Source organism: Pseudooctadecabacter sp., from assembly GCF_965657175.1.
Classification (GTDB): Bacteria; Pseudomonadota; Alphaproteobacteria; order Rhodobacterales; family Rhodobacteraceae; genus Octadecabacter.
In genome coordinates, this window is sequence record NZ_CBFHNH010000012.1 from 44,176 (window position 1) to 59,911 (window position 15,736).

13 protein-coding genes and 2 pseudogenes are annotated in these 15,736 nt (G+C 59.4%); 4 read left to right on the forward strand and 11 right to left on the reverse strand.

Features of this window, described 5'->3' with window-relative positions; all coding sequences use genetic code 11:
- Positions 1 to 75: 75 nt before the first annotated feature.
- From ACTG36_RS11170 to ACTG36_RS11185, 4 genes are all read right to left on the reverse strand, one after another.
- Positions 76 to 1,284, reverse strand: a complete 1,209-nt coding sequence (locus tag ACTG36_RS11170; protein ID WP_375281644.1) for a beta-ketoacyl-[acyl-carrier-protein] synthase family protein — start codon at positions 1,282 to 1,284, stop codon at positions 76 to 78.
- Positions 1,281 to 1,538 (reverse strand): acyl carrier protein, encoded by a 258-nt coding sequence (locus ACTG36_RS11175; protein WP_375281643.1) that lies wholly within the window; start codon positions 1,536 to 1,538, stop codon positions 1,281 to 1,283. The genes ACTG36_RS11170 and ACTG36_RS11175 overlap by 4 nt, the downstream gene beginning before the upstream one ends.
- Positions 1,539 to 1,613: 75 nt before the next feature.
- Positions 1,614 to 2,660 carry a UDP-3-O-(3-hydroxymyristoyl)glucosamine N-acyltransferase gene (locus ACTG36_RS11180; protein WP_375281642.1) on the reverse strand — a complete coding sequence of 349 codons (1,047 nt, stop codon included), beginning with the start codon at positions 2,658 to 2,660 and terminating at the stop codon, positions 1,614 to 1,616.
- Between the two features lie 25 nt (positions 2,661 to 2,685).
- Positions 2,686 to 4,002: a L,D-transpeptidase family protein gene (locus ACTG36_RS11185; RefSeq protein WP_375281641.1), complete on the reverse strand. Its 1,317-nt coding sequence runs from the start codon at positions 4,000 to 4,002 to the stop codon at positions 2,686 to 2,688.
- 452 nt (positions 4,003 to 4,454) lie between these two features.
- On the opposite strand from ACTG36_RS11185, the gene ACTG36_RS11190 reads away from it, so the two are divergent.
- Complete coding sequence (locus ACTG36_RS11190; RefSeq protein WP_439142365.1) at positions 4,455 to 5,024, forward strand: YcbK family protein; 570 nt, start codon at positions 4,455 to 4,457, stop codon at positions 5,022 to 5,024.
- A 146-nt stretch (positions 5,025 to 5,170) separates the two neighbouring features.
- Positions 5,171 to 7,882, forward strand: a complete 2,712-nt coding sequence (locus ACTG36_RS11195) for a peroxidase family protein (RefSeq protein ID WP_375281639.1) — start codon at positions 5,171 to 5,173, stop codon at positions 7,880 to 7,882.
- A gap of 2 nt (positions 7,883 to 7,884) precedes the next feature.
- On the opposite strand, the gene ACTG36_RS11200 is transcribed toward ACTG36_RS11195, so the two are convergent.
- From ACTG36_RS11200 to ACTG36_RS11210, 3 genes and pseudogenes are all read right to left on the reverse strand, one after another.
- Positions 7,885 to 8,625 carry a molybdopterin cofactor-binding domain-containing protein gene (locus ACTG36_RS11200; RefSeq protein WP_375281638.1) on the reverse strand — a complete coding sequence of 247 codons (741 nt, stop codon included), beginning with the start codon at positions 8,623 to 8,625 and terminating at the stop codon, positions 7,885 to 7,887.
- A gap of 36 nt (positions 8,626 to 8,661) precedes the next feature.
- A complete protein-coding gene (locus ACTG36_RS11205; protein WP_375281637.1) occupies positions 8,662 to 9,258 on the reverse strand; it encodes a hypothetical protein in 597 nt (198 codons plus the stop codon).
- Between the two features lie 2 nt (positions 9,259 to 9,260).
- Positions 9,261 to 9,705, reverse strand: a pseudogene (locus tag ACTG36_RS11210) ((2Fe-2S)-binding protein).
- A 63-nt stretch (positions 9,706 to 9,768) separates the two neighbouring features.
- Here ACTG36_RS11210 and ACTG36_RS11215 point away from each other — a divergent pair.
- Together ACTG36_RS11215 and ACTG36_RS11220 are read left to right on the forward strand one after the other, a co-directional pair.
- Positions 9,769 to 9,915: pseudogene (locus tag ACTG36_RS11215) on the forward strand (helix-turn-helix domain-containing protein); the annotation flags it as partial.
- A gap of 77 nt (positions 9,916 to 9,992) precedes the next feature.
- Positions 9,993 to 10,334, forward strand: coding sequence for a hypothetical protein (locus tag ACTG36_RS11220; RefSeq protein WP_375281647.1), 342 nt, complete (start codon positions 9,993 to 9,995; stop codon positions 10,332 to 10,334).
- Here ACTG36_RS11220 and ACTG36_RS11225 read toward each other — a convergent pair.
- From ACTG36_RS11225 to ACTG36_RS11240, 4 genes are all read right to left on the reverse strand, one after another.
- Entirely contained in the window at positions 10,331 to 12,778 is a 2,448-nt protein-coding gene (locus tag ACTG36_RS11225) for a putative bifunctional diguanylate cyclase/phosphodiesterase (protein ID WP_375281636.1), read from the reverse strand. The genes ACTG36_RS11220 and ACTG36_RS11225 overlap by 4 nt on opposite strands.
- Before the next feature lie 146 nt (positions 12,779 to 12,924).
- Positions 12,925 to 13,605, reverse strand: a complete 681-nt coding sequence (locus ACTG36_RS11230; RefSeq protein WP_439142368.1) for a GntR family transcriptional regulator — start codon at positions 13,603 to 13,605, stop codon at positions 12,925 to 12,927.
- 3 nt (positions 13,606 to 13,608) lie between these two features.
- Complete coding sequence (locus ACTG36_RS11235) at positions 13,609 to 14,619, reverse strand: Gfo/Idh/MocA family protein (protein WP_375281635.1); 1,011 nt, start codon at positions 14,617 to 14,619, stop codon at positions 13,609 to 13,611.
- A complete protein-coding gene (locus ACTG36_RS11240; protein ID WP_439142371.1) occupies positions 14,616 to 15,701 on the reverse strand; it encodes an isocitrate/isopropylmalate dehydrogenase family protein in 1,086 nt (361 codons plus the stop codon). The genes ACTG36_RS11235 and ACTG36_RS11240 overlap by 4 nt, the downstream gene beginning before the upstream one ends.
- Positions 15,702 to 15,736: the final 35 nt, after the last annotated feature.

The following is a 15,736-nucleotide window of genomic DNA, read 5'->3' on the forward strand; positions in this document are numbered from 1 at the left end:
GGCGAGGTCGCCGTTTTAGGTATTTTTGAACCAGAGAAGACGACGCGCCGCCCTTCACCACGAGGGGCGGCGTTTTTATATGGATTTCAGTGCGATAACTGCGTTGAGGCCGCCAAAGGCGAAGGCATTGGACAACACGGCTGAGACTTTGGCCTCACGCGCGGTGTTGGGCACCACATCCAGGGCGCATTCGGGATCGGCTTCTTCAAATCCAATGGTGGGCGCGATGACCCCGTCGCGCAGGGCCATGATGCAGGCCAACAGTTCAACCGCGCCGGTCCCGCCAATGAGATGCCCGTGCATGGATTTGGTGGAGGACATCATCAGATCATCCGCATGGGCGCCGAACACATCGGCAACGGCCGCGCATTCGGTTTTATCGTTGGCCGCCGTGCCTGTGCCGTGGGCGTTGATATAGCCCACATCTGTGGTGTTCAGCCCCGCATCGCGCAAAGCGCCTGCGATGGCGCGGCCTGCACCCTGTTTGCTGGGTGTCACGATGTCGGAGGCATCCGAGGACATGGCATAGCCTGCGACCTCCGCCAAAATGTCCGCGCCGCGCGCGCGGGCGTGGTCGTAGTCTTCGAACACGAAGACCCCCGCGCCCTCCCCCTGTACCATGCCGTTGCGGGTGGCCGAAAACGGACGGCACCCGTCTTTGGACATCACACGCAGACCTTCCCACGCCTTCACCCCGCCAAAGCACAGCATGGATTCCGACCCGCCGGTGACCATCACATCCGCCATGCCGATGCGGATCATGGCAAAGGCCTGCCCCATGGCGTGGTTGGACGATGCGCAGGCCGTGGCGACGGTAAACGACGGGCCGCGCAAATTGTGCTGCATGGACACGTGAGAGGCCGCAGCATTGTTCATCAGTTTGGGCACGATGAAAGGATGCACGCGGTTTTTGCCCTCTTCATAGACGGCGCGGTAATTTTCATCTTGCGTGTTCAGACCACCGCCAGAGGTGCCCAGCACGACGCCGGACCGGTCCGCCAAAGCCCCCGAAAACGTCAAACCCGCCTGCCCCAGCGCCTGTTCGGCGGCCAGCAGCGTGAATTGCGTGAACCGGTCGTACAGGCTGATTTGTTGGCGGTTGAAATGGGCATGTTCGTCGTAACCCGTAACTTGCCCGCCGATCTTAACGGCGAGCCTGTCAACGTCACGGATATCAAGGGGGCCGATGCCGCAGCGCCCTTCGCGCATGGCCTCAAGCGTGGTGGGCACGTCATGCCCCAGCGCGTTGATCGTGCCCGCACCAGTGATGACGACGCGCTTCACGCTTGGTCCTTCACCAGCTGTTCGACCGCCGCGATGATCGACCCCACGGTTGAGATGTCAAAATCGCTTTCGCTGGGGTCATTGGCGTTGAAGGGGACGTTGATGTCAAACGCCTCTTCGATGGCGAAGATGCTTTCGACCAGTCCAAGGCTGTCGATGCCGAGATCTTCGAGGGTCTGGTCGCGCGACACATCTTTGGGTTCAAGCAGCGCTTGTTCCGCAATGATCTGGATGACTTGAGGCTCAACCTTCATGATTTTGTCCGTCGTGGTCTTCGATGAAGATCATTTAGGCTGTGCAGGCGCAGTTTGGAACCACTTTCGCCACGTCTAGCCCTTGATCAAACGTCGCAGCGCCTTGAGACCTGCGCGGTGCAGGTGCGTGGGCTGTGCGGGATGGCCGCTGACAAAGGTCCCGTCGGGCACGGCCGACAAGATCACAGCGCCGCCGCCCGCCACTACATCGCGGCCAAGGGTCAGGTTGTCGGCCACGCCGGATTTGCCCCCCAAGATCACGCGCGGCCCAAGGACGGAGGACCCGGCCACAGCCGCCTGCGCGCACAGCAGGCAATCGTCGCCCAGCACCACGTTGTGGCCCACCTGAACAAGGTTATCGATCTTGACGCCATTGCCGATCCGCGTGGCGCGGATGGTGCCCGCGTCGACAGTGGAATTGGCGCCAATTTCAACACAATCCCCAATTTCGACCCCACCCAATGAATGGATTCGGTGCCAAGTGCCCTCCATCGGGTCCAACGGCACACCGGGCCGTTGGCGCACGGCGCGTTCCACGTTGGACGGGCCTGCTGTGGTAAAAGAAAACCCGTCGCCCCCGATCGCAGCCCCGGCTTGGGCGATGAAATCCGCGCCGATCCGGACCCGCGCGCCGATTTTGACACCGGCATAAAGCATCGCCCGCGCCCCGATCTGCGTGTCCGGCCCGATGGAGGCATGGGCGGCGATCCGCGCCTGCGGCCCGATCCGCGCGCCTGCGCCAATCACCACAAACGGGCCGATTTGTACGCCTGCGCCAACATCAGCCGTTGGGTCAATGACAGCGGTTGGGTGGATGCCTTCCGGGCCCGCAAATGTCGGGTCATCGTCCATGGCTTGCGTCAAACCGGCCATGGCCAGACGACCGCGCGGGGCGATAATCGCCCCGTCCAGATTAAGGTCCGTCAGGTCGGCCCCCGCCCAGACAACAGCCGCACGCGCCTGTGATGCCTTGAGTTGGTCTGCAAATTTCGGGGCCACGGCCAAGGCCAGATCACCAGCGCGCGCTTCGGCCGGTTCGGCCAAACGGTCCACCACAAGGGACGCATCGCCAAGGGTTTCGGCCCCAAGCGATGCGGCCAGGTCTTTTAAACGATATGGCATGTCGTTCCTCCGTCTGAGGAAAGACTTATCCGCCAATGGCGCGAACAGCCACCCCTTCGCCTGCCAGCGCATTCCAGATGCGGCTGTCGCGGTTGTAGATGTCGCGGCGGAAGTTCAACGGACCGGTCGCGTGGGTAAAGGCCGTGCGGTAAACGATGTGCACCGCCAACAGCGCATAGGCGAAATCAAACGGGTCATTCAGACGGACGCAGCCGTGGGAAAACGCCCGAACCTCACGATCGAACAGCGACTTGGCCAGCGTGTCGTGCAGGTAGATGTTGTACTGGCTGAAATTCACAGCGCCACGGTTAACGACACGGCCATTGCGGTTGGTGATTTCGATATGGCTGACCGCGTTGCGGTTGCGTTGCAGCGCCGGCAGATATTCACCCACGATGATCGACCGCGGCACATACCAGCCGGGATTGATGCCCATAAATTCCATCACATTTGAAAATTCGGGGCTTTGACGGTCGCTGTCGGTGGCACCGATGACCGAGCGCGTGGAAAACGTCACGCTGTCGTTGTCCATGATGGCGGCGGTGAAATCCGTGAGGTTCACCCAAACGGGGCGTTCGCCACGGGGCCGGTTTGTCCAGCGTTCCCGTTCCATCGCGACGATGACCTGTTGCATGCGGCGTGAGGCGGGAATGTTCATTTCGCGCAACGTCCCCTCACCTGCGATGCCATCGGCAGTCAGACCGTGGGCTGTCTGGAACCGCTGCACAGCAGCCTGCATCGTGGCGTCATAGGTCTGGGTCGCGGAGCGATCCATAAAGCCCATGGCAATCAATCGGTCGCGCAGCGCCACAACGCGTGCGCCCGAATTGCCCGGTTCCAACATACCGCCCGGTACCATGGCGCCCCAACCGCCACTGGCGATCAGACGCCCCATCTTAAGCTTTTCGCGCAGCAGCCGCGCATATTCGGGGGCGCTTGGCGGCAAAGACGCCAAGAACGCCTGCGGGCTGGAGGCTGTGAAGGATTGCAGATAGCCCAGCCGTGACCGCAGCGGAATTTCGCGTTTGATGTCAGCGACAACGCGCGATGGCATTAGGATGCCGGTCTGAATGTCGCGCGCGTAGGACAAGAACAGCCGCGACATTTCCACTTCCATCGCGCCCTTTTCAGCGGGCGTTTGCGCCGACTGAAGGCGCGACATCAAAGCGTCGGGGTTGTAATCGGCGGTGGGCAGACCGTGGTCGCCGGCATTGGCAAAAGCGGCGAGCAATGCGTTGCGGCGGTTGCGATCGGCACGTGATGTGCCTGTCCAGATGCCCTCAAACGACCGCGCACGGCAGAATTCCGCCAGAACCTCATCACGGGCAGCGCCCTCTGCCACCGTGTGGCGGAAGGCCGTGGTCTGTGCTATGGCAGCCTATGGCACAGCCACCGACAACGACACAACAAACGTCACAAGCACCGCAGCGCGGGCAGCAAAGTGAGCGAACATAGTCTTTCCCCAGTACCATGGGCGCGGCAGGCACCCGACCTTACAGTTGATTTAAGCAGAGCGTGGCTGCCTGCGGTCTAGTCACAAAGGCGCCAAAGGGCGTTTCAGTTTCATTTCCCCTGCCCTTGCGGCACCCTCTTCGCGGCACAATTGCAACAAATCACCAACTGCGCACAACTTGCGCAAAATTTCGCCTATTTCCCCCTTGATGATGGAACCAATTCCACTTGGGGGTTTTTCGAAGAATCGTTTTGTGCCATAAAGTGCAGGCATCTGGGGATAGATAGCAAAAATGTCCGCATAAACACGGACTCACAGGTAGACGACGGGACAGCGTTTATATGACAAGTTTGACAGCCTCGAGTATTTCTCGGCGTGGATTGCTGGGTGCCTTTGCGGCGACGGCCGTCATGGCCGCCCCATCTTACACAAATGCAGCAGGTTTTTTGCGCGGTGGTGGCGATATTCGTCGCGTCAAAATGTACAACGGCCGTACCGGTGAAAACATCGACACGATCTACTGGATCGAGGGCCCGTACATTGGTGATGCGATGAACGAGGTCAACAGATTCTTCCGTGACTGGCGCAACGGCCAGACCCATGAAATCGACAGCCGCACCGTCGACATCATTGCCGCGACCCAAAACCTGCTGGACAGCGATCAGCCCTACACCCTGATCTCCGGCTACCGGTCCCCGCAGACGAATGCGATGCTGCGGTCCAACTCATCCGGTGTTGCGCGCTCATCCTTGCACCTACGGGGTCAGGCCGCTGACCTACGGATGCAGGGCCGGTCCGTTGGCCAAATGGCCCGCGCCGCAGCTGCCTGTCGCGCTGGTGGTGTTGGGCGCTATTCCGGTTCAAACTTCGTCCATATGGATAGCGGCCCTGTCCGCACATGGGGCAGCTAAACGCCCGATCAATCCTTCGAAACAATTTAGAAACCCGGGCATCACTGTTCGGGTTTTTTGCATAATTAACGATTATTTTACTGAATTGATTGCCCAAAACCATCGGACCCGTTACTTGACCCTTGGGGGACTTGTGTTGGTGATGTATGACGAAAAGCTGTCCCTTTCTAGAAAATCTCAAAGCGCAAGAACGCCTTACTGAGGCGCGCTATGATGATGACGTCTCTGAGACGTTCAGCGGCGGCGCCGATCCTGTCACCGTGTCCATGGTCGTGTTTGACCAAGACGGCGACATGCCCAACTCCGGTGGTCTAAGCACCCTGTTCACCACATTTGCGCAGTTTTTGGATCATGACATGGTCCTCACCCCCGAAGATCATGACGCCGGAACCCTTGATCTGATCGGTATGCCCCATGACATCGCGCGCTCCGCCGTGGCCGATGAAATTGAAGACGGCGCAACCATTGCGCCCACCAATGTCGTGACATGGCAAATCGACGGCAGCCAGATCTACGGGTCAACAGAGGCGCGCGCGGACGATTTGCGCAGCTTCGAAGGCGGGCGCCTGCGGGTACAAGAGGATCAGACATCCGCGTCGGATCTGCTGCCCGATGCGGACGGCGACAGCTTTATGGCGGGTGACATCGACAGCGATGATCCGGTGCATCTGGCCGGTGATATCCGCGCCAATGAGAACCCCAACCTATTGTCTTTGCAAACTTTGTTCGTGCGCGAACACAATTACTGGGCGGAACGGCTGGCCGAAGAACATCCCGATTGGGACGACGACCAATTGTATGAGGCCGCCCGCTCCATCGTCGAAGTCGAACTGCAACAAATCACCTACAACGAATGGCTGCCCCATTTGGTGGGTGACGTCGTGGACACCGACGCCGACCATGACCCCGACGTCGATGGTGAAGTCTCGGTTGAATTTTCCACCGCAGCCTTCCGGTTTGGGCACACGCTGGTGTCCTCCGACATTGATCTATTGGACGAATTCGGCCTCGACGCGGGGTCACTGGGATTGATGGAGGCCTTCTTTAACCACCAGGTGGTGGATGAAAGTGGAATTGACGCCCTGCTGCGCGGGCAGCTGTCATCCACTGCGCAGGAACTTGATGCGCAGATCGTGGACGATCTGAACTTCTTTTTGGAAACGCCCGATGGCGTCTCCGGCTTTTCGCTGGCGGCCTTGAACCTTGCGCGCGGTCTGGATCACGGCCTCGACAGCTATGTCGAAGTGCGCGCAGCCCTGTTGGGTGATATTGACCCAGACGCACTTGACCCGTTGGATTTTTCCATCATTACCAGCGACTTGGACACCCAAGCGCGCCTCGCTGAGGCTTATGAGGACGTCTTTCAGGTTGATCTGTGGGTCGGTGGGCTGGCGGAGGACGCCGTGGGCGACACCCAGATGGGCGCCCTGTTCACGCATATCATCGCCGAACAATTCACCCGCACCCTTGTGGCCGACGAAACCTTCGGCGTCCTTGATCCGGCCTTGGGGGCCGACATCATCGCAGAGGTCCAAGACACCATTTTCGCCGACATTATCGAACGCAATTCCGATGTGGACATGGTGCAGGACGACGTTTTCTTGGCCGTCGATCGCAGCCTGACCGAACTGGCGGCGGTTGAAGCAGGGTGGAACGATGACCTCCTCGATCTTGCCGCCAAGGTGCTGAACTTCGATCTTTATACCCATGACGGCAACGACACTGTCATTTTGACCGGCGGCACGACCATAAATGGTAACGTGGTGTTGGGACGCGACGACGACAGCTTTGTCGCCTCAAGCGGGGTAATCAACGGCGATCTGCGGCTGGGGCGCGGGGACGACAGCGCCGATTTGTTCGGCACGGCCACCATTGACGGCAATCTGACCACATGGCGCGGCAACGACAGCGTCAACATGTCAGACATGGCGCAGATCACCGGTGATCTGGAAACCGGACGCGGCGAAGACACCGTCACACTTGACGGGCGCGCAACAGTGAACGGTGCCCTGCGCACGGGCCGCGACGATGACACGGTCACCATCGGCGACCGCGCCACCGTGGACGGTGAAATCAATCTAGGCCGCGGCGATGACATCATCACGGTGGCCGCAGGGGCCCAGATTGATGTGGTAAATGGCGGTGTCGGGTTTGATACACTACGTCTGTCCGGCGACACCCGCGTTGAAATCGGCCATGATCCGACCGAGGGCACCGTCTTTTACCTTGACGAAAATGGCAATGACACAGGTGAAAGCTTCGACTTCCACTCTATTGAAAACATTACCTGTTTCACCATCGGCACCCTGATCATCACCGAACGCGGGAAGCTGCCCATTGAAACATTGGCAGTCGGTGACCGGGTCTGGACAATGGACGCAGGCCTGCAGCCAATTTCATGGATCGGGCGCGCGACCGTGCCGGCCACGGGCGATCTGGCCCCCATTCACATCGCCAAAGGTGCGATGGGCAATGACCGTGACCTGCTCGTGTCGCCGCAACACCGGATGATGCTGGACGGCTGGCGGGTTGAAATGCACTGCGGCACGGATGAGGTTCTGGCCCCCGCCAAGGCCCTGATCAACGATCATACCATCCGCCCCCACGAAGGCGGCACAGTCACTTACGTGCACATCGCTTTTGCCGACCACCAGATCGTCATGGCGGAGGGCATCCCGTCAGAAAGCTTCTTCCCTGGCGCCGAAGCGATGAACGCCTTGGACGCGTCAGCTCGGGCCGAAATCCTGGCCCTGTTTCCCGAATGGGAGTGCCCGCATTTGCGGCCGCAAACCGCCCGTCCGACCGTCACCGCGCGAGAGGCGCGCCCCCTGCAGGGCTGCCCCTTTGGCCACGGCTGACGTCAGACGAAATCAATGTGGTTGCGCAGCGGCATGTCGCGGATACGCTGACCGGTGGCCGCAAAAATAGCGTTGGCCAACGCGGCGGACGCAGGCGGCACCGGTGGCTCCCCAATCCCGCGCACATGATCGCCAAGTTCCAGCCCTTTGACGATGACTTCGGGCGCTTGATACTGCCGCATGGCCAAAAACCCGTCGTAGTTCAGCTGGTCGGTCATCCCGTCCGTGTGGGTGATTTCCGCAGAAATGGCATGGCCCAAGGCCCAAATCACCCCACCACTGATATGGTGTTCGAAATTGATCGGATCGACGATCCGGCCCACATTGGCCACCGCGTAGACGCGGTCAATCTGGATGCCGCGATCGGTGTTCGTGACCTCGCACACCTGCGCACAGGGCACGCCGAAGGACAGCGCAAAACCAACCCCACGGGCGCGGTTCGGCCCCAGATCGGGGCCGTCCCAGCCCGAGAAATCGGCCGAAGCCTCAAGCACGGCGCGGGAATTCGGTTCGGACGCCAGCCTGATCCGTCCGGCCATCGGGTCGGCCTCTGTCGCGTCATAGGACAACATGTCACCGCCCTTGCGGGGGTTGGTGACGACCGTGGCATGAACCATTCCGTCCACCTCGAAATCAATACCGTAGCTTTGCGTGCCGGTGGATTTCGCCACGATATCAAGCCGCTGCATATCTTTGCCGACGTAGCGCCATTGTGACGGATCGCGCAGCGTGACCTCAGACACGAGATCTAACGTGGCGGCTGTCTTGGCAAGAGCGGTTTAGTCCATGCGGGTGCCGTCGGGCAGCACGACAGCCCCGCGATTGGTGGTCAAATCCGCCACGGGGGTGCCAGTTTCCAGCAAAGCGGCCTCTTTCAACGTCTCACGCGCCACGGCACCGGCCACGCGTAGCTTTTCCCAACCATCGGCCACCGTGGTGGACCCGCCGGTGATCTGCACGCCCATGATCTTGATCGCCGCAACCATGACCGTGCGCAGCGCATTGGCGCTGAAACTGTCGTCATAGGGCATCACCCCCAGTGCTTCACTGGACAGGGCGGAATTGTAATAGGCTTTGGACGGCGGACCGGGATCGACGGTGACCTGATCGAGGTCGATATCCAGCTCCTCCGCGATCAATGCGGCCTGCGCGTGGTAGGCCCCCTGCCCCTCGTCCGCGCGCGGGGTGATCAATGTCACCCCCTCGGGCGTGATGCGAACATAGTCCGTCATCGACGCTTCGCCGTCTTTCAAATCCGCCAACAGCGGATTGTCCACGGGGCGGCGGTACAAATAGGCCCCGAAGGCCACGCCGCCGATGATGGCCGCCAACCCGATCAGAAACGTCCGCCGCGCGATTGTTTTGACACGTCCCATGATCACGCCTCCCGCAGTTTCGCCGCAGCGGTCACAATCGCTGCGCGGATTTGGGGATAGGTGCCACAGCGGCACAGATTGCCCGACATTTCAGCATCGATATCTTCGTCCGTCGGATCGGGGATTTGCGCCAGCATGGACGCCGCCTGCATGATCTGACCGGACTGACAATAGCCGCATTGCGCGACCTGATGTTCGGCCCAGGCCTCCTGCACCGCATGCATGGCCGCAGGCGTGCCAAGACCGTTGATCGTCCTGACCTCCGCCCCGACCGCATCGACCGCCCAAGTCTGACAGGACCGCACCACGACGCCATCCAGATGAACCGTGCAGGCGCCACATTGGGCAATGCCGCAGCCGTATTTTACGCCCTTGATGTTCCCACAGCAGGGGCATGTCCTCTTCCACATCGGCCTCATGGGTCTGTCCATCTACAGTGAGCCGCATCATGACTTCCATTCGCTGTCCTTTGGATTTGACATTCCGTCACATTTTGTCGAGGGGCCAATTATGAACGAAGATACGACGGCCATTCTCGACGCCGCACTGCATGTGTTTTCGCGCTATGGGTTCAAGCGCACGACGATGGGCGACATCGCCAAAATGGCGGGTCTGTCCCGTCAAAGCCTGTATGCGCGTTTTGCCAACAAGGATGAGGTCTACGCCGCTGGCCTTTTGCTCTATACGGACCGGACCGTCGCAAAGTCACCTCCGCATGGGAACAGGCCGATACCATGGCCGACAAACTTGAGTGTTTGTATGACCTTAGCCTGCGCCCGACCTATGAGATGCTGCGCACTTCCCCCGAAGCTGCCGACATTGTCGAAGCCGCCGAAACCCCGTCGGGACGTGAGGCTATGCAGCAGATACGCACGCGCAAAATCGCCATGATCTCGGGCCTTTTGGCCCCCTATGCCCCTGCGCTGGACCGTCACGGACAAACGCCAGCCGATCTGGGGGCCTTCGCCGAAACAGCCCTGCATGGCATGTTGATGTCAGCTGAGGATATCGACGCCTTGCACCGCCAGTTTGCGTCCTTCAAGGCCGCGATCCTATCGCTGACGGCCAATACCTAACCGCGCCCCACCCTTGTTTGACATGAGTTGAGCTTTTCTGCAAAAGCAGCCGCATCCACCGGACGCCCCAGATAGAACCCCTGTAAAACCTCACAGTCCAGCTTCATCACAGCATCCAATTGGTCTTTGGTTTCAATCCCTTCCATCACAACGCCGCAGCCCTGCAGCGTGGACACCCGCACCAAAGCCTCAAGGATATGAATTTGCGCGGGGTTGTCTTCAAGCGGAGCGATGAGCATCCGGTCAATCTTGACCCGATCCGGTTTAAGGGCCTGCAACGCCACGACCGAAGAATGACCGGACCCGAAATCATCCAGATCAAGCCGGATGCCGGCCTCCCTCACCTGATTGAGGACAGTCATGATCTCATGGCCCGCGTCATCCAGAAACGCAGTTTCAAGGAGTTCGAATGAAATCGCGTGATGGGGTTGTAGCTTGCTTTTCAACTGCGACATCAACTCGGGCTGCAACAAACGATCCAGAGAGACGTTCAACGCGACCGTAGGCACATCCAAACCGTTCAGCGCCCATTTTGTTTGATCGGCCAACACACGGTCCAGCACATATTCGTCCAAACGCGGCGCCAACCCCGTGGCTTGCGCTGCGGGGATAAAATCATTGGGCAACAACAGACCGTTGTTCGGGCATTCCCACCGCACCAGTGCTTCGGCCCCCACAACCTCAAGCGAGGTACTGTCGAACTGGGGCTGATAGTGACAGGTCACTTCGCAATCATCGAGCGCGCGCGCGAGGTTGAAATAGGTCGCCATGTCCAATTGTGACACCGCACGCAGCCCCGCAGAGAACATTTTATAGCAAGACCGGCCCGCCGATTTGGCCGCATAAAGCGCGACATCGGCGTTGATAAACACCTCTGCCAGATCCACCGCATTGCCACGGCCAATCGCGGCGCCGATGCTCAACCCGAATTGGTGGACATGGCCCTTCAGGATCATCGGTTCTGACGCTTGATCCACGATGGCCTGACACAGGTCCGATACCTCATCCTCGCTGACCGCGTTTTCCAAAAGAACGACGAATTCATCGCCCCCGTTCCGGCACACCAGCCCGTCATCCCCCACCAGCCTGCGCAAGGTTTCCGCCACATGGACCAGAACCTGATCGCCCGCAGCATGGCCCAATGTGTCGTTAACCTTTTTGAAATGGTCGAGGTCAATGTGAAGGGCGGCGAAGGCATCATCGGGCCCCAACCGATCCATCACCGCCTGCGTGCGTTCGTCCAGCAACCGACGGTTGGCCAACCCTGTCAGCGCATCATGGCGCGAATCGTGTTCCAACAACGCGCGCGCCGCTTCAAGTTCCTGCGCGCGCACTTTGTCTTCGGTGATATCAAGGTTCAGACCCAGCAGTTTGCCGGAACTGCCAACATTCTTGATGAAATGTGCCGTGCTGCGCAGGTGGCGGATCTCCCCATCCTGACGCACAATACGGTATTCGCCCAGATAATCGCGCCCTTCGGCGACGGCCAGATCGGCCTCTGCCACGCTGCGTTCACGGTCTTCGGGATGCAGATAGGTTTCCCAAAGGTTGTCAGGACGTTTATTAAGGTTGTCATCCAAACCGTAGATTTCCAACATCCGGTCGTCCCAAACCACCTCTTTGGTCCCCGAATCAAATTCCCAAAGCCCAATGCCCGCCACGCCAATGGCCAGTTGCAACTTATTGGCCAGTTCCAACTGGGCCGTTTCTTTTTCCTTAAAGTGGGTGATGTCGGTGTCGACCCCGACGATCTGCAAGGGTTTCCCCTCCTCATCGCGGGTCATGACTTTGGCGCGGCACAGGATCCAGACCCAGGCCTCATCGGTCCTTTTGGCGCGGTATTGGACATCGACCGTATCGGTCTGACCGGAAAACAACCCGTCAAAGGCAGCCCAAACGGCCTTGGTATCCTCGGGGTGCAACTTGTCATTCCACCACGATGGTCTTTGCGCCCCGTCGAATGAAAAATCCGCAGGATACTGCCGGATGCGACGCCATGCGTCCGACACATTGAACAGGCCCGTTTTGAAATCAAAGTTCCACACGCCTTGATCAAGATGCTCAAGCAAGAACCGCAAGCGAGAGCTGTCGACAGCCAAATCCGGCGTCAGCTGGCACAAATATCGCGGCACGCCATTAGGATGATCGAGCCAATCAACCGAAAAGAAAAACGGCCCCGACGGCAGTTGCACCGCGATCTGTTGGACCCCCGCTTCGGCGCGACTGGCATCGTGCACCAAGAGCGCCAAATCCCGTGACAGGTGGGGATCGATCAAAGCGCCAAGGTCATCGCCTTTAGCGGCCCCGTGCAGCCCCGGAAAAGAACTGGCAAAATCAGGGTTACAGGCGCGGATAACACCATTAAGATCAATAACTGCAGCCGGTTGGGTCAGCACCTTAACAAGGTGTTGTGAAAACGAACACGGAGGCAGTGGGGCATCCATCCGACAACAAGATCCTATAACCATTGATTTTGACCACCTTATCAGCCTGCTCCGCTGAAAAGGTTAACGACTATATTTCTAACTAAATAATTTTTGGCGGCCAGCGTGACACGTCTCTTCGGGCACGCACTTTTCCTGAAATGGCCTCAAATGCTGCGCAACTGGTGTTTGTCGAGCAACCCCAAAAGGGTCCTTCGGGCCTGCGTGCGGTGGGCATGGTGGATTTTATAGGCCACCTCGGGCTGACCTTTGCGGATGGCCTCCATCACTTGGCGGTGGTCGTGATTGGACTGATGGGGTTTTTCACGCATAAACAGGGTCATCGCGCGGGCGCGGCGGACTTGATCGGCCATCATGGACACGACACTCATGATGCGGCTGTTGCCGCCCAAGCGCACCAATTCGGTATGAAAATCGTCATCGGCCTGCGCCCATGCGCGCAAATCATTGGCTTCAAGCGCTGTGTCCATATTGTCGATCGCACGCGCCAGTCCGGTCAGATCGTCATCCCCATAGCTGGCCATGGCCGCATTGCGGGCCGCCACACTTTCAAGGGCTGTCAGGATTTCGTAGATTTCGCCCATATCTTGGGGTGACAACGCCAAAATCCGTGCGCCTTTTCTGGGCCGCATCTCGACAAGGCCCTGCCCCTCAAGTGCCAGAAGAGCCTCACGTATGGGGGTGCGGGACATGTGCAACCGTTCCGCCAGTTCGGTTTCAAGATGGTCTGATCCGGCGGCCAGTTCACCGCTGAAAATCAGGTCCCGCAACTCATCTATAGCGCGGTGACTGTTGGGCCGTGTTTTTGACGCACTGCCGTCCATCATTGATCAAATCTCCAACTTTTGGCCGGTCTTGGCAGAGGCATAGATGGCGTCCTCGATGCGGATCACCTGTAGATAATCGGCCGCCTCATTTTCAAAAGCGGACCCATCCAGAAGGCCCGAAATCACGTGTGATTGCAAGTGGTGGACGCAATCGCCCCCAAACCCGTCCCATGTATCAGGGGCCAGAATTTCGCGAAACGCGGTGGTGGCATGTTTGCGCAGCTGCACCGCGCCGTCCCCTGTCAGGGTCAGGGTGCCAGCGGTCCCTTCGATCAACCCTTCCCCCATGGTGCGGCGCAGGTTGGTGGCGTTGTGATCGAGGTGGCGGTTGCCATCCAGAACCGCGCGCGCATTGCCGCTGTGGTCGAACACAACATAGCCCGCATCCTCCCCCGCGATGACCGGATTTATCTTGCGCAGGTCCGCATAGACGGCAGATGCATCCCCCATCAGATACCGGAAGGTATCGACATAATGCACGCCCGTCTCATGGATCAGCAGCTTTTCCATCTGTTGGAAATAGGGCTGGCGGTCCAGATAGGCCCGTGGCCCCTGCCCATCCCCGGGACGCAGCCGGAATGTCACCTGTTGCACCGTGCCCACCAGCCCATCGTCCATGGCGCGTTTGATGGCGCGGAACCAAGGCTGAAAGCGGAAATTTTCGTGGATGATGATCCGCGCGCCGGCCTTTTGGGCCAGCGTGGTGATCTCCGTCGCCTCGGCCAGATCGTTGCAAAACGGCTTTTGACAGATCATCGTCTTGATCCCTGCAGCCAGCGCGGTGCGGATCGTATCGGCATGGGCCACGGGGGGCAGAATGATGTCCAACAGATCGGGCTTGGTCTGGGTCAGCATCGTCGCCAGATCATCAAAGGCGGGCAGACCTGTGGCCTGCGCCTTTTCGATATCGCGGTTGCACGACCCCACCAGCGTCACCCGGTCCATACGCGCCCAACTGCCATAGTGGAACTGGCTGAAATAGCCCGCCCCCACACATGCGACCCGCACGGTCATGACAGCAACTTGGCCTTGATCGCCGCGCCAATGGATTGGGTCGTGCCTGTCCCGCCCAGATCGGGGGTCAGGCCTTCGCCTTGGGAGATGACGTCTTCGACCGCGCGCTGCAACCGTGCGCCGTCTTCCATCATCTCAACGTTGTCATGCTTGGTGCCCAACCAATCGAGCATCATCGCCGCCGACAGGATCATCGCCATCGGGTTCGCGCTGCCCTGTCCGGCAATATCCGGTGCCGATCCGTGGCACGGCTGAAACACTGCATTGTTCAGCCCGATATCCGCCGACGGTGCGACACCCAGCCCGCCCATAAGGCCCGCCCCCAGATCAGACAGAATGTCCCCGAACATGTTTTCGGTCACCAGAACATCAAAATCCCACGGCTTTTGAACCATCCACAAGGCGGTCGCGTCCACATAGGCGTGATCAGCCGCCAGATCGGGGAAGTCCTGTGCGATGCCATCGAAAATCTCACGGAAAAAGGCGAAGGCGCGGAAGACATTGGCCTTGTCCACGCAGGTCACACGACCGCGACCCCGCCCCTTGGCCTTTCGATCTGCGGCAAGTTTGAAGGCAAACTTGAACAGTTTTTCCGAAATATCGCGCGTGATCAGCAATGTTTCACGGGCTTCGTCTTGTGTGACCTCACCGTTGCCTTGGCTGTAAAACAGCCCTTCGGTGCTTTCGCGGATCAAGATGAAATCGACCTCTCGCCCCTGCCGCATGTTCAAGGGCGTACGTTGGCCCGGAAAGACCCGCACAGGCCGCACACCTGCAAACAGGGTCAAGGCTTTGCGCAATTCGATCTGGGGCGAAATCTCAGTCCCGTCGTCATAGCGTACGGAGGGCAGCCCCATGGCCGACAGCAAAATGCCGTCCGACCTGCGGGCGGCATCCATGGAGGCCTGCGGGAGAGATTCGCCCGTTTGCGCGAAATGTGCCGCCCCCGCAGGGCAATCGGTGAACACGAAGTCATAGGATCGCGCATCCGCAAGCGCGCCCAGAATATCGACCGTCGGGCGCATGATTTCAGGGCCAATCCCGTCCCCGTCAAATACCGCAATATCAAATTTCGTCTTCATTGATCCCTCATCCCTGTCTGCCCGCTGGGCCCCAT